Annotated in this window: 14 protein-coding genes; 10 read left to right on the top strand and 4 right to left on the bottom strand. The window is 40.2% G+C overall.

Annotated features, from left to right (window positions below):
• Positions 1–30: 30 nt before the first annotated feature.
• A complete protein-coding gene (locus tag ACIQCO_RS16050; RefSeq protein ID WP_400430251.1) occupies positions 31–1,251 on the bottom strand; it encodes a helix-turn-helix domain-containing protein in 1,221 nt (406 codons plus the stop codon).
• A 121-nt stretch (positions 1,252–1,372) separates the two neighbouring features.
• Between ACIQCO_RS16050 and ACIQCO_RS16055 the strand changes: the two genes are divergently transcribed.
• From ACIQCO_RS16055 to nagE, 8 genes are all read left to right on the top strand, one after another.
• A complete protein-coding gene (locus ACIQCO_RS16055; protein ID WP_400430253.1) occupies positions 1,373–2,677 on the top strand; it encodes an MFS transporter in 1,305 nt (434 codons plus the stop codon).
• A 533-nt stretch (positions 2,678–3,210) separates the two neighbouring features.
• On the top strand, positions 3,211–3,348 hold the full coding sequence (locus tag ACIQCO_RS16060) for a hypothetical protein (protein WP_400430255.1): 138 nt from the start codon (positions 3,211–3,213) through the stop codon (positions 3,346–3,348).
• A 13-nt stretch (positions 3,349–3,361) separates the two neighbouring features.
• Complete coding sequence (locus ACIQCO_RS16065) at positions 3,362–3,823, top strand: cytochrome c oxidase subunit II (RefSeq protein WP_400430257.1); 462 nt, start codon at positions 3,362–3,364, stop codon at positions 3,821–3,823.
• Positions 3,824–3,838: 15 nt separating this feature from the next.
• The gene (locus ACIQCO_RS16070) at positions 3,839–5,515 is read left to right on the top strand and encodes a cbb3-type cytochrome c oxidase subunit I (RefSeq protein ID WP_400430259.1); all 1,677 of its coding nucleotides are present in this window, start codon (positions 3,839–3,841) and stop codon (positions 5,513–5,515) included.
• Between the two features lie 275 nt (positions 5,516–5,790).
• Positions 5,791–6,429 (top strand): SCO family protein, encoded by a 639-nt coding sequence (locus ACIQCO_RS16075; RefSeq protein ID WP_400430262.1) that lies wholly within the window; start codon positions 5,791–5,793, stop codon positions 6,427–6,429.
• The gene (locus ACIQCO_RS16080; RefSeq protein WP_400430264.1) at positions 6,426–6,983 is read left to right on the top strand and encodes a hypothetical protein; all 558 of its coding nucleotides are present in this window, start codon (positions 6,426–6,428) and stop codon (positions 6,981–6,983) included. The genes ACIQCO_RS16075 and ACIQCO_RS16080 overlap by 4 nt, the downstream gene beginning before the upstream one ends.
• Before the next feature lie 365 nt (positions 6,984–7,348).
• Entirely contained in the window at positions 7,349–7,837 is a 489-nt protein-coding gene (locus ACIQCO_RS16085; RefSeq protein ID WP_400430266.1) for a PTS sugar transporter subunit IIA, read from the top strand.
• Positions 7,838–8,026: 189 nt separating this feature from the next.
• On the top strand, positions 8,027–9,475 hold the full coding sequence (nagE, locus tag ACIQCO_RS16090) for an N-acetylglucosamine-specific PTS transporter subunit IIBC (protein ID WP_400430268.1): 1,449 nt from the start codon (positions 8,027–8,029) through the stop codon (positions 9,473–9,475).
• A 112-nt stretch (positions 9,476–9,587) separates the two neighbouring features.
• Here nagE and ACIQCO_RS16095 read toward each other — a convergent pair whose 3' ends face one another.
• Positions 9,588–10,406: a PRD domain-containing protein gene (locus ACIQCO_RS16095; RefSeq protein WP_400430270.1), complete on the bottom strand. Its 819-nt coding sequence runs from the start codon at positions 10,404–10,406 to the stop codon at positions 9,588–9,590.
• 239 nt (positions 10,407–10,645) lie between these two features.
• On the opposite strand from ACIQCO_RS16095, the gene ACIQCO_RS16100 reads away from it, so the two are divergent.
• Both ACIQCO_RS16100 and ACIQCO_RS16105 read left to right on the top strand, forming a co-directional pair.
• Complete coding sequence (locus ACIQCO_RS16100) at positions 10,646–11,257, top strand: methyltransferase (RefSeq protein ID WP_400430272.1); 612 nt, start codon at positions 10,646–10,648, stop codon at positions 11,255–11,257.
• A gap of 36 nt (positions 11,258–11,293) precedes the next feature.
• On the top strand, positions 11,294–12,292 hold the full coding sequence (locus ACIQCO_RS16105) for a DUF418 domain-containing protein (RefSeq protein ID WP_400430274.1): 999 nt from the start codon (positions 11,294–11,296) through the stop codon (positions 12,290–12,292).
• 143 nt (positions 12,293–12,435) lie between these two features.
• On the opposite strand, the gene ACIQCO_RS16110 is transcribed toward ACIQCO_RS16105, so the two are convergent.
• Positions 12,436–12,921 (bottom strand): hypothetical protein, encoded by a 486-nt coding sequence (locus ACIQCO_RS16110; RefSeq protein WP_400430275.1) that lies wholly within the window; start codon positions 12,919–12,921, stop codon positions 12,436–12,438.
• A 129-nt stretch (positions 12,922–13,050) separates the two neighbouring features.
• Positions 13,051–14,700, bottom strand: a complete 1,650-nt coding sequence (locus ACIQCO_RS16115; protein WP_400430277.1) for a M20/M25/M40 family metallo-hydrolase — start codon at positions 14,698–14,700, stop codon at positions 13,051–13,053.
• Between the last annotated feature and the right edge of the window lie 77 nt (positions 14,701–14,777).

A 14,777-nucleotide genomic window follows, 5' to 3' on the forward strand; every position in this document is an offset into this window, starting at 1 on the left:
GCTCCGTTCGTGGTGTCAGGCACCAGTTTCTTACTTTGCATTGATTTTTTTCTGCGCTGCCGCAGCAAAGTCCTTATACGGTGTATCGGGAAGTGAAGCGAAATTTTCCACCGCAATTGACGCGAACTGAATGGCCTTGTCCAAGTTTCCCAGCTCGATATGGCAAAGCGCTTTATACGAGTCCTTTACATTTAACAATGATAAATCAAATGGATGATGAATACCGGGTGGAACTGAAACATTTTCCAAGCAATCGATCGCTTCCTGAAAGCGGCCAAGAAAATATAAAGCCTTTCCTTTTTCAAGGATAAAAAAAGTCCTGTAAATCTCAATCATGTCTGGATTTGATAGGTTTTCCTCACAGATTTCTATTGCTGTCTGATAATCATGGTTTTCTGAAATGAGCGACATGACCTGAAAGAGCTCATAAACCAATAGGGACTGTTGATCGTCGGCAAATTCGCCAAATTGTTTTAACTTCTTGATATAATGTGCTACCAATTCTTTATTGTCCGTCATTTCTGCATGTGCGGAGGCGAGCCTATATAAATCATCAATCCGGTAAAAGATCCGGTGTTTTTTTGAAAAATGAATCCCGTTTTCCATTACGCGTGCTGCTGCCTCCGAATCACCAACTGCAAAATGTAAAATCGCCTCATGATAGTCAAAATCTACTCGCGTCATCGGATCAATGTAAGCATGGTTCGATTCGATTTTTTTCCGTTCATTTAAAAGGATTTGAAGTGACTGTGGATAGTTATGCTCGATAAATTTCACCATCGCCCAAAAGATGCCGATACTTGCCCGTTTGGCTGTCAGATTCATCTGATCGTACAGATTTGCGGCCTTATTAGAAAGTGCCTCCCAACCTGCTTTTTGTTCACGAAAAAGACTGCGGCTATAAATGTCCAATAGTCGTGCCGATTCATACCCTTGAGTAAGATTTGGGACGAAGGGTTCGATAAGAAGAATAAGCTGCTTATATTTATCAGTCATTTTTTCAGCATCAACATTAAAAATCTCCTCCGCTTTATCGAGGGTATCTCTCAATTCAACTGTACTAACCTCTTCTAATAGATCAGTTACCTCAACATCTAGCCGCTTAGCAATGTATGTCAGGCTTTCCATAGAAGGATTGGCCTTGTTATTTTCAATCAGACTGAGCATTCCTTTTGTCAGTTCTTTACCCGCCAGTTCTTCGAGTGTCATCTTTTTCTTTTTTCGTATTTCACGTATACGTTCTCCAAACATTTAAAAAGCACATCCCTAAATTCATTAATTTGTTTAATTATATTAAACTTTCGCTTGAAAAGGAAGAGGCTGCGTGTTATGATTTGTTTAATTAAATTAAACAATTGGGGTGGGGATTTTTTTGGATGATCAACAAAAGCTTCGAAAAGCAACGTACCATCTATGGACATTCACGATAAGCAAACTAATTTCTTCATTTGGGGCACAGGTATATGCTTTTGCCATTAGTTTTTATATTTTACAGGCAACCGGGTCGGCGACCAGTTTTGCTGCGAACTTAATCTGCAATATTTTGCCGCGAACACTTGCAGCACCATTCGCCGGTTACATGGCCGATAAGTATTCAAGAAAAATGATTGTCGTTATAACGCAAATTGCTACAACGATAGCGATAGGGGGATTACTGGTCGTAAGTTTCACATCAGGATTGTCCCTCGCTGCGATTTATACCACTTCCTGTATATTGTCACTTACGTCGATGTTTTCCGGGGTGACGTTTACATCCTCGATCACAGGACTAGTGGATAAAGAAAGAGTCCAGCGAGCAATGTCATTAAACCAGATGTCTATTTCCTTTGCAGCGATAGCCAGCCCGGCAGTAGGGGGACTGTTATATGGGGCCGTTTCGATGCCGGTATTTCTCATTATGTATATGTCGGCATCCATCGCAGCTGTCATTCTTGAATCAACGATGAATTTTAAACTGTTTGCAAACCGAAAAGAGACTGTGTCAGGTCAACCGAAAGAATCCATGTGGCAAAGTATAAGGGCGGGAATTAGTTATTTGAAATTGCAGCCGCTCCTAATGGCCATCATCTGGATTTCCCTGTTAATTAATTTCCTCTTTGGCGCATTTGAGGTCGGCTACTCCTTCATTCTGATTGAAAAATTAAAAATGGTTTCACAGCATTTTGGCTTTACACAAGGGGCATTTGCGGTGGGAATGCTGCTCTTTTCAATCTATTTCTCTGTAAGAAAAGAAGTGAAATTTCCGCTTCTTGTTTCTAAGCGGGCCATTATTGGGATGGGGTTCATAATGGGGGCGATTGCGGTTCCACTGATGGTCAAAATGACGTATGGGTTAGTTTTTAGTTTTTACGTATTAATGATGTTTAGTCTTGGAGCGCTGGTGATTATTGTTAATACACCAATCCAAGTGATGATGCAAAAACAAATCGATGATGATTATAAAGGTCGTGTTTTTTCAATTCTTGAAACGATGGCCATGGCTCTGATGCCGCTTGGTATGGTACTTTACGGCTTTCTGTACGATGTTTTCGCGCCGCAATGGATTTTACTTATATCAGCAGGGGCATTTCTTGTTGTTGTTCTTGTCCTTGCACGGCCTTCAGTTGTAAGGAATGCACATCCTGAGTTAGAAAGAAGCCGGCCCATCAATTATTCTTACAAGAAAGGCAGCGCCTAAATTCGAGGGAACTGAAAAAGTCTCTTAAATTTGGGCTTGAGTTCTAAATTGGGCTGTTGATTTCCGCTCCAGGCGACTTCGCTTTCCGCGGGGTGGGCGGTGAGCCTCCTCGGCGTAAACGCCTGCGGGGTCTCACCTGTCCCACTGCTCCCGCAGGAGTCTTCGCCGCCTTCCGCTCCAATCAACAGGTTTATATATTAGTCTATATTTTAAAAAAGGTTTAATCCCCTATCTTTATAAGGGGATTAAACCTTTTTTTACTTGGCTTTTATTTTTCAATAATTTGTCACAATTACCTTGCGAAGTAAATCCCCTTTTCATTCCTTTCCATTTCCCAATATAGTATATAAACCACTTAGAAACAGTGCTATTGCAGTTTTCCTTAATAGAACTTCCAGCATTCTATAACCTATTTATTTGCGTCCTATAATAATTTCCTTTCATAAAAATTCAATTAGCAGTGATGCAGTTCACTTCACTGAAAACCGTTCCCAACTATCATATAAGTAACAACAGAACTAGGAGGGATTTTGATGGGAGGTTCAAAGGTCAACAGGAAAAAGTCTGAAAAAGAATCTTATAAAGGGACGATTTTTTCCGTAACAGTGGTTGGCGCAGTTATTCTTGTAACGTATTTCGTACTATACGGGCTTTATATGGCTAGAGTATAAGGGGGGAAAGAAGATGCATCGCGAAGAAAAAATATGGCTGACGTTAAGTTTCGGTATGATTATGATCTTTATGTTTATCACTGGTTATCAAGCATTTGCTCAAGGTATGGCACCACCAAGTAATAAAGAAACCATTGACCCTCAAAAAGTGGATCAAATCGCACCATTTAATGAACCTGGTATCAAACAAATTGGCGATCATGAATATGAAGTGGTCATGACCTTACAAGTGTTTAGTTTTAATCCAGGTAATATTGAAGTTCCAGCCGGATCAACGGTCCATTTTACACTGACTTCTAAAGATGTTGTTCACGGATTTGAAGTTGCCGGAACAAACATTAATGCCATGGTTCCACCGGGACATATTCAAAAAATTACCCAGAAGTTTGACAAACCGGGGACCTATTTAGTGTTATGTAATGAATATTGTGGTGCTGGCCACCAAATGATGAGTACAACTATTACGGTGAAATAAAGGGGGGAAGACAAAATGGCAATACCAAAAACTTTAAAAGAAAAAGCAAATAAAGCGATGGGCATCAGCGCGGAGGATGCCAGAATTACGAAAACCTATTTATTTGTCGCCTTTATGGCCTTACTCATTGGTGGGTTATTAGGCTTACTGCAAGGATTAAACCGGGCAGGCCTGCTGGAATTACCATCATGGCTTAATTATTATCAAGTTCTGACAGCACATGGTTTATTACTTGTTGTTGTGTTAACAGCTTTCTTTACGATTGGCTATTTCTATGCCGCACTTTCCCATACTTTAGGAGGGCTGCTTCCAATAGTAAGAAAGATGGCCTGGATTGGTTTTGGGTTGAAGATTGTCGGATTTGTATTTGCAGTAATCCCTATCTTAATGGGTAACGCATCGGTTATGTATACCTTTTATCCGCCAATGGCCGCTTCACCATGGTTCTATATTGGATTGGCATTAATTGTCGTAGGCGTTTGGATATGTGCATTTGGAGCGTTTATCCAAGTGGCGAATTGGCGGAAAAATAATAAAGGAAAACATGTTCCAATCCTATCATTCTTTGCAACTGGTGTATTTATCCTATTATTCTTCGGTTCTCTGCCTGTGGCAATCGAAGTAATCGTGATGATTATTCCTTGGTCATTCGGCTGGGTGAAAACCATCAACGTTATGGTTGCTCGGACATTGTTTTGGGCCTTTGGTCATACATTAGTTAACATTTGGTATTTAACAGCTGTTTCAGCATGGTATGTTATTGTTCCAAAGATTATCGGTGGAAAACGGTGGAGCGATCTATTAACTCGTATCGTTATTATTGCCTTAGTTATTATGAACATTACCGGAGGATTTCACCATCAAATTATTGACCCTGGTATTTCTGCATCCGTTAAATTCATGCACGTGTTTATGAGTTTAGCGATTGGTTTCCCATCGTTAATGACAGCATGGGCGATGTTTGCCGTATTTGAACGGACGGCAAGAAAGAATGGCGGAAAAGGAATAGTCGGCTGGTATAAAAAAATGCCATGGGGCGATGTTCGCTTCCTTGCACCTTTTATTGCCATGTTGGCCTTCATTCCAGCAGGAGCAGGCGGAATCGTTCAAAGTACGAACCAATTAAACCAGGTTGTTCATAACACAATGTGGATTGTTGGACATTTCCACTTAACATTAGGTATGTCAGTGGTCATGACGTTCTTTGGTATCAGTTATTGGTTAGTTCCTTATGTATCAAAACGCGTATTAACACCAGCAATCAATAAATTGGGTGTTATTCAAACCCTCATTTGGACAGTCGGTATGATTATTATGTCAGGATCCATGCATACGGTAGGATTACTTGGTTCACCACGAAGAACCTCTTATACAACCTATGGTGACAATGCCACAGCGTTAGGCTGGGACCCATATTTGCTCATGTTAGCTGTCGGCGGCACATTGTTAATTATTGGTGTCCTGCTTCAAGTGTACGCTGTTATTAATATGATGTTCTTTGCACCAAAAGGAGAGACAGAATTCCCGATTGCTGAAGAGGAAGAGGGCGCTTCGAAAACTCCATATTGGACAGAGCGCTGGGGCCTTTGGATTGTCATCATGCTCATCTTTGTAGGAATGGCCTATGTCATCCCACTAACAGAATTTATCGTAAACGCACCGCCAGGATCACCGCCATTTAAGACTTGGTGATTTTTCGAAAAAAGAGATAGCTCGAGGCATAGAGCTATCTCTTTCTACTTAAAGTAAAGCTGTGTTAAAGAATATTGTTGATTTTGAACACAATGTTGATTGGAGTGGAAGGGGCGAGACTCCTGCGGAAGCAGCGGGACAGGTGAGACCCCGCAGGCGCTTTAGCGCCGAGGAGGCTCACCGCCCGCCCCGCGGAAAGCGAAGCGCCTGGAACGGAAATCAACATTCACTTTTAAAACAGCCTAAAGTAAAAATAGATTTGGGAAGTGATCTCCGTGATCAAAAACCGGCATACGGCATTCGCAAGTTTTCTTGTCATCATCTTTGGATGTATATTGTTCTATCTTGGGACAGATGGATTCACTGCTTTTACAGCGGAAACAGCGAGGGTTAATCAGCTAATCGACAATAAGCCTAAATTCCCCGATGTCACTTTTGAGGATAGCAAAGGACGAACATACTCAATTTCTGAGTTTAAGGATAAATACGTATTCATTACCTTCCTTTACACATCCTGTACAACGGTTTGCCCTAAATTAGAAATGAACATGTCCAAAGTGTATGATTTGCTGCCAAACAAATATATCGGCAAAGATATTGTTTTTTTAAGCATTAGCTTTGATGCAAAAAGAGACGACCCGGCTACATTGGAAAAATATCGCGGCTATTTCAATAGTGATGGCGAAACTTGGCGGATGGCAAGGATTTCGAACCAAACGGAATTAGATTCATTGTTAAAGGCATTTGGAGTCACGGTTATTCCTGATGAAAATGGGAACTTTGCCCATAACTCTGCCTTTTATTTAGTGGATAAACAAGGCACGCTCATCGATGTCATGGACTATAAAAAGATTGATGAAGCAGGTAAGAAACTTGTCAACATTCTTAACAAGGATGGGGGGAGTAAACGATGAACCAATTCTTTTATGGTTTGCTGCTGCTTATTTTCTTAGCACTCCCTCCGGTTGCCCATTTATTGGAATCAATTATGATTGTCCACATGCATATGCAAATGCCGATGCTGGTTATCGCTGGGTTCTTAATGGCACGACTTTTTCAACTGCGCTTTCCACGTTTTTTTGAAAAATGGAACGGAAATGGCATCCCGGGAATTATTTTATTTCTCATCATCGTAGTTTTCTGGACGATTCCACGAGCAATGGATGAAGCATTAAACTTCCCGAGTATGGAGGTATTTAAATTTTTCAGTTTGTCCATTTTAGCAGGAATACCGCTTCGTGATAGCTGGAAAAAACTTAGTACGATTGGAAAAAATTCGATTATCGTTATATTTACCATTAAGTATTTTGGGATGGGATTGCTATATATTAAAGCACCTGTGCAATTATGTAACAACTACCTCATGATGGATCAATTGACACTCGGCTGGGGATTTTTAACGACAGCAATCTGCCTGGTTATTTACTTGTTATACGTCACATTTACAGATCCAACAAAATATGAATAATGCTAATTGAAGTCCCAGTCAATCGACTGGGTTTTCCTTTAGGGGTATCATTACGGATGAGCATGGGTCAGTTTTTTTAAAAATATAGATCCATATTTGATGAGTGCAGGTGAACCGGTGCTTTATTTTTTCGTTTGTTGGTGTAAATTTCTAAAAAAATGTTACCGCTTACATATTGTTTTATTAGGAATTAGTGATATGATTAAGTTGTGCAGTTAAATATTGATCACATGTTACTGATACGATCAGGCATGGTGGTAAGAATGAATGGATGTTGCATCCGTTTATTAATACCCCCATGCCTTTTTTGTTGGTTTTTAGCATCTTTTGGGAACCATATACAAAAAAACAAAGGAGTAATGGATATGCGTTTTAATTTTTTCAAAAAAGAACCAGTGGATTTTTATACACCAGTCAGCGGCAAGATCGTTCCGCTTGAGGAGGTTCCAGATCCTGTTTTCAGTCAAAAGATGATGGGAGACGGTCTGGCTGTGATTCCTACAGCCGGGGATATTGTTTCTCCAGTAAAGGGCACCGTTATTCTTGTGGCGGCTACTAAGCATGCAGTTGGTCTTCGTGCCGAAGATGGTACAGAAATTCTGATTCATGTCGGTTTGGAAACCGTTGCTTTGGAAGGAAAGGGCTTCAATGTTGCTGTTAAAGACGGGGACAAAGTTTCAGCCGGGCAGCTACTAATGGAGGTTGACTTAGAATATATTAGTACAAACGCTAAAAGCACAGTTACGCCAGTTGTGATTACCAACAGTGAAGAAGGCAAAAAGCAATATGTTTTCACCGAGGAAAAGGAAGGTACTGCCGGCAAGACAGTTTTATTCACTGCTTCGGCAAAATAATGTGCGAAAAAGTGAAGGGCTGCTTTCGACTGACGGCACTTCACTTTTTGAAAAATTTACATTAAGGAGGTGATTAACAAAATAGTAAGACTGGGTTAAAACTGCTATTCGTCGTTCTTTTGCGGAAATTATTCATTTTAGTATTTTGGGATGTTTAGTAGTTTGAAAAAAATTTATGGGGGTAAAAAAATGAAAAAGTATTTTCAAAAACTTGGAAGTTCTTTAATGTTACCGGTTGCTATCTTACCAGCTGCCGCCCTTTTATTGGGTATTGGCTATTGGATCGATCCTACAGGTTGGGGAGCTGACAGTCCGTTAGCTGCTTTCTTAATTAAAGCCGGGGGCTCAATTATCGACAATATCCCAATTCTTTTTGCAGTCGGGGTAGCGTTAGGGATGGCTAAAGAACGGGATGGATCCGCTGCACTTAGTGGGTTAGTTGCTTTCTTAGTTGTCACCACACTGCTTTCTTCGGGATCAGTGGGTTTGTTACAAGGAATCGATGCTGCAAAGGTTGACCCTGCCTTTGGAAAAATTAACAATGCTTTTGTCGGGATCCTTTCTGGGATTGTCGCTTCAATGATGTACAATCGATTTAGTCATGTAAAACTGCCGGACGCATTTGCCTTCTTTAGCGGGAAACGACTGGTACCAATTATGACAGCGGTTGCAATGTTGGTCGTTTCGGGTGTCTTGTTCTTTATTTGGCCAGTCATTTATACTGCGTTGGTTTCTTTTGGTAAAACGATTAGTGATTTAGGTGCTGTTGGTGCGGGGCTTTATGGCTTCTTCAACCGACTTTTAATACCAACAGGGTTACACCACGCCTTAAACTCTGTGTTCTGGTTTAACGTTGCCGGAATTGATGATATTGGGAAATTCTTGTCTGGTAAAGGGGTAAAAGGAGTTACAGGTATGTATCAAGCAGGATTCTTCCCAATTATGATGTTTGGGTTGCCTGCAGCAGCATTAGCGATGGTTCATACAGCAAAAACAAAAAAGAAAAAACAAATTGCTTCATTAATGTTGGCCGCCGGTTTTGCTTCCTTCTTGACAGGGGTAACAGAACCAATTGAATTTGCTTTCATGTTCCTAGCGCCAATGCTTTATCTTGTGCATGCTGTTTTAACTGGTCTTTCATTGGCGATTGCAGCTGCATTCCATTGGACAGCAGGATTTGCCTTTAGTGGAGGGTTTATCGACTATTTCTTAAGTTTACAAAATCCAATGGCAAATCAACCATATTGGTTACTTGTTCAAGGCTTAGTGTTCGCGGTTATTTATTACTTCCTATTCCGCTTCATCATTACGAAATTTAACTTAAAGACTCCTGGTCGTGAAGACGATGATGTTGAGGATGATGAAGTTTCTCCAGCTAAAGGCGATAGTAAATTTGCAGTAATGGCAGCGCAAATTTATGAAGGATTAGGCGGCGATGCGAATGTGGTTGGTGTTGACAACTGTGTTACCCGTCTAAGAATGGAAGTTAAAGACATGAAAGCAGTCGACCAAAAGAAAATTAAGGCGACAGGTGTACCGGGAATCAATATTGTCGGTCCGCAAAGCATTCAGGTAATTGTCGGTACCAATGTACAATTCGTTGCCGATGAAATTTCCAAAATCCGTAAGAAAAAGTAAAACGTCATAGCTAATAAAAACGCCTGGACAGAATTAAAGTCCAGGCGTTTCTTTGATAGTTGGGCTTATCTCCACTTACTGACGGTACATCTAATCAAAGGAAGGCGCTATTTTATCGTTTTCTTAATCTTTCGATATGAAGAGTTAAGTATCCAAGTTCATGCTCTGGCAGGAGCATGCCGTGATTTTTTATTAGAACGTTAGCGACTTTCCTTGCACAGTTGTAGGCGGCAGGGAATTTATTGGTGATCATTTTCAGCATCTCGTCATCGATTGTAAGCGGCTCAGGACTGCTGATTCGAGAAATCGCAAAACGAAGATGAGTTATTAAGCGCTGGTAAGATAGATCGTCTTCATCAATTTCTATGTTTAAGGAATCCTTAATGGTCTGGACCATGCTCCCGATGATTGCAGTTTGCCTTAGTGTTTGCTTCATATCACCGCCTTGCAGGTTAGCGGTGTGCAGATGAAGTGCGATAAAGGCAGCTTCATCAACCGGCATTTTAATGTTTGTCTTTTTTTCGATATGCTGGATTGCCCACATTCCGATATCAAATTCTCTTTTATAGAGGATTTTTATTTCGTGTAAAAGCTTATTTTTCAGCTTAATTCCATCCCGTACTCGTTCAATCGCAAATGATAAGTGATCGGTAAGGGCGATGTGAATATGGTCGTTTAATTTGGCTCCAAGGGATTCTTCAGCGTGAGTGATAATTTCTTCTGAGAGGGCAAAATGTTCTTCGGGTATTTGGAGAAGCAGCTTCTGAAATTTCTCATTTTCTTTCATGACAAATAGTTTCTCAATCTTACTCGGGTTAATAATATCATTTTTCCTCTTTTGATAGGCAATTCTTGCGCCAATGGCAATCTTTTCTTGATTATTATCGGAAACCACAACGGCATTGTTATTGAGAATTTTTTTTATTTTCACATGAAAACATCTCCTTTTTTTCTGGAGCGATTAAGAAATTGATTGGGAATGATTCTACCTTTACACAATCATTCCTCTATATTTATAGACTTTCGACATTATACCACTTTTTCCTTCTTTCTTGGCTGATTATCAGGAAAAATCGACTGCTGTCTCTGTTTTAATGTCTTTTTTTCAAAAAATGGTTTAATCTAAAAATGGCATTGTACGTACTAAATATATTTTGATAGGTGTAGGCGATGAAAGAACATTATTATGATAAATTATTGAACATCAAAACGAGCAGGGATCCTCATGGGGGTCCTTCTAGCCAGTCCTTGCATTATCATCCTTATGAACCGACGCCATATAGCGCGCTTGAGGAATTATTTCGTCATTATCATGTGAAAAGCAGTGATCGGGTGGTTGATTTTGGGTGCGGGAAAGGGCGGTTAAACTTTTATATCCATTATTTCTTTCATGCTTCTGTGACCGGGGTGGAAATGAATGAGACCCTTTATCAGGCTGCCGTCGAAAATCGCGGAAGTTATGTGAGGAGAACGAAAAGCAGCAGAGTTTCCATTCAGTTTTATTGCTGCTTGGCGGAAGAGTTTGAGATTGATGCAAGAGATAATCGTTTTTATTTCTTCAATCCGTTTTCGATTCAAGTATTTAGGAAGATTGTCAATAATATTTTGTTGTCAGTGGAGAATGTGGAGCGGGATGTTGAACTGGTGTTATATTATCCATCAGCGGATTATATTTATTTTCTCGAAAACCAGACGTCGTTTGAATTCAAACAGGAAATCATCTTGCCTCATTTAATTGAACATAATCCTAATGAAAGATTTTTAGTGTATCGGCTGATTTAGGTGTCAGGCACCATTAACACTATTAAGGAGAAGGCAATGGTTGTAAATAAACGAATAGAGACGCTGGATTATTTGCGGGGATTTGCACTTATGGGGATTATTTTGGTGAATATTATCCCGTTGCTGTCGGTGAAACTGCACTCATCCTCTACCATAGATGCCGTATACTGGCGGTTTTTATATTTATTTGTGGAGGGGCGCTTTTATACGATTTTTACCTTTTTGTTTGGGGTTGGGTTTTATATTTTTATTTCACGGGCCGAAGCAAAAGGAAGGAATGGTTATGTATTATTTCTAAGACGTATTTTTGCCTTATTCATCATTGGTTTGTTCCATGTTCGATTCCAACCGGGCGAAGCGTTAACGATTTACGCTATTTGCGGCCTATTTATTTTGCCATTTTACAAAGCAAATAAGATTGTTAATCTTGTGTTTGGAACATCAATGTTAATCGTAATGGCGATCTTTTCTTTCAAACTGTTTATGGTTATTCCGCTGATGTTATTGGGAATTGCCGCGGGACAATTTCATATGTTTGAGCAACTGGCTAAAAACCGTAATCAGATCGTCATTTTTACGAGTATCATGCTGACTTTAAGCATTATTGGTCTATTCTCTCAATATCAATATGCTCCGGTTGTATTCGGCAATGGATCAGAAGCGAATTTCCAGGAGAATCAGCGCTTTACAAGGATTGGAATTACCATCGGTCCGATTGTCTCGGCATTATATGTTGGGCTCATGATTTGGCTTTTACAATTCACGTTTGTCCAGAAAATATTATCACCGCTAAAAAGCTATGGACGAATGGCACTAACAAACTATGTTTCACAAACTGCCATCATATTACTCACGGGGAACGTACTGCATTTATTCAACAATATTACCTATATCCAATCGCTATATTTATGTTTGGCCATTTTGGGGTTCCAGCTAATTTTTAGCCTAGTATGGCTGCACTTCTTTCGCTTCGGGCCCTTAGAATGGATATGGAGAATAGTAACCTATTTTGAAATACCGCGCTTAAGGAAGTAAATAAATTAGCCGTTGTTGATTTTACAGCAGCCAGTTTATAATAGGAAAAAGATAATCCACCCTTGTTTGGCTGATAAAGGATGGATTGTTTTTTGCTTTGACCATGTTCAGTTTTTTTTCATTAAATTAAGCGGATTGGAAGTCTATTTTTCAATTTTTACATCATGTTCCTTTGCCAGTTTATACAGCTTGTTTTTGTAATCAAGAAGAAGTTTTTCGGCGTCAGCCAACATATCGTTGGCCTCTTCAATTAGAGCAGAGTCCTGATCTTCTATCGCCTGCTTAACTTTTTCAAGGGCTTTAAACTGGATGTCAGCCCCCTTAATAAAAATCTCATGGATTGCCTTTACCTCATCCGTTTTGATTGAAACCGAGTTAATCTCTCTAATTAATTTTTTATAATTCGGAATGACCTCTTTCGTTAAAGCATCGTACATCGTTTGATCATCCTTAAAGTTTGCCCCCGATATCCCCTCATAGGCAGAGACAGCGGCCGCTTCCAATTTCACAGCCTGTTTCATTTCTTTGTTCGCATAGTTAAGTAAGTCGTCCTTCACTGGGTCGCCGGCAAAGCATCCTGCCAATAAAAAAATCATCGGAAAAACAATGGATATTAACGCTTTTTTCACTCCCTTCACCTCCTATTGCCCAATTTATGAGGCGCAGGAAGTCCAATATGTGCTGGAAAAATAATAATTTTTTTACATTGAAAAAGGACTTTTCCTCTTAAGGGATCAGTCCTTCGTTAGCTAGCTCATTCAATCAGCTAGTAAACTTTTTGTTACGTTTCGAATCAGTTTTGGCAGTACTCCGAAGCTATAAGGCTTGTAGACGCGCTCGGTCCAATTGTGCCCGTTTTTTCCATATACACCGATATTAATAGAAGGAATGCTCAGTTCCTTCATTGCCTCTAGCGGTAAAGGAAATAATTGATCCATAGCAGGAAAGTTATTTTTTAAAGAAATCATTTCCGCTTCAGCCCCATTGAAGGTCATAAAACTTCCATCCGATAAATAAGGGAAGTATTTCTTTAATTGAAATCGTTCGTTTACGAGTAATGCTTCCTTTTCCAATTCCGCCTTAACCTTCGAATATATCCGGTTGTCCTCCTTCATATAGTTTGAAGGCAGGAAAGGCGGGGCAAAAAATACAATCACGCGCGGCTTTTTCTCCGGATCGAGGTTTTGCAAGGCTTCAACGATATAGAATGCCAGCATTCGATCATCATAGTCTTCGCGTTTATATTTTTTGTAGGTTTCCTGAATTGTCTCCTCTGGATGTAAATTCAATTCGGTCAGATAATGAATATAATCCTCTAAACTAGTAACCTCGATCGTCCAATCCAGCTGTTTAGCTGGGAGAGCGTTTACATGGCAGAATTGCAGATAAGTATTTTTCTGTCTTTCCGTCTGTTCCGTACAGATTTGCTTGGTGATGCTTAGCAGCTCGTTGATAACCTGCTTCGGAGATTTTTCGTAAACAAAGTAATTAAAATATAGCTTACTGCTTATGGCCGTCTGCACATCATAGCTTTTTTTATCATCCCTTAGAAATAAACAACTCGGAGGCAGGACCAGTTCGCCTTCAATTTTTTCGACAAGCTGAAAGTTTTGGGCAATTTTCAGATTGAGGGCAGAGGCTATAATAGTTGGATCGATGGTGGAAACACTCTCGCCGACATGTGCTTCTCTGCCAAAAATATAGAAACACGGGAGCAGCTTTCCGGCCACACCTGTATAAATGTATTTATTTTCGTCCCCTTCATATAAAGGCGAAATGAAATCGTCATTGATCGCAGCCGTAAATTCCAAGGAGTGTTCTTCTCTTAATCTCTTTAACTCGGTTAGTGCACTGCGCATCCCCGCATGCTGGCTTTCTTCGTCGGGATTAAACATCACCAGCAAATTTCCGTTTAATTTTTCAGGATGTCTTGAAAAATAAAGGAGGTTGACGAGGTGAACAGCAATGCCGCTTTGCATATCAAGCGATCCTCTCCCGAACAGCCACTCACCTGACAAAGCATCCTGTTGGACCTCCTGATCAGCGCTATAGTCTGCAAAATAGGCTTGGAGTGCATCTGGGTCATGGGAGATCGCCTGCAAAGAGCCAAAATCTTCCGTTCCCACTGTATCGATATGCGCATGAAAAATAATCGTTTTTTTCTTTCCGTTTGCCGCTTTGACAAAGGCAAAGACATTTTTGCGCTGGAGCTCGTCGTGTTCAATCGGTTTTGTCCAAGCATGCTCGCGATTTTGTTGGAAATATGGAAACGAGTGAATCACATCCAATAAATACTGCGCCTTCAGATTTTCCCCATTCGTCCCGTTATAGCTTTTTAGCTTGATTAGTTCGCATGCCAAATACTCTGCCTGCTGTGCCGTTTCTAAAAATTGAAGGTTTGAAAACATACGGTTTCTCCTTATAACCAAATTTATCCACTTAAGTATAAGAGAAAAGCTGGAAAATAGGCAACCATTTTCTGATC

This window comes from Neobacillus sp. NPDC093127, assembly GCF_044754175.1.
GTDB lineage: Bacteria > Bacillota > Bacilli > Bacillales > Cytobacillaceae > Neobacillus.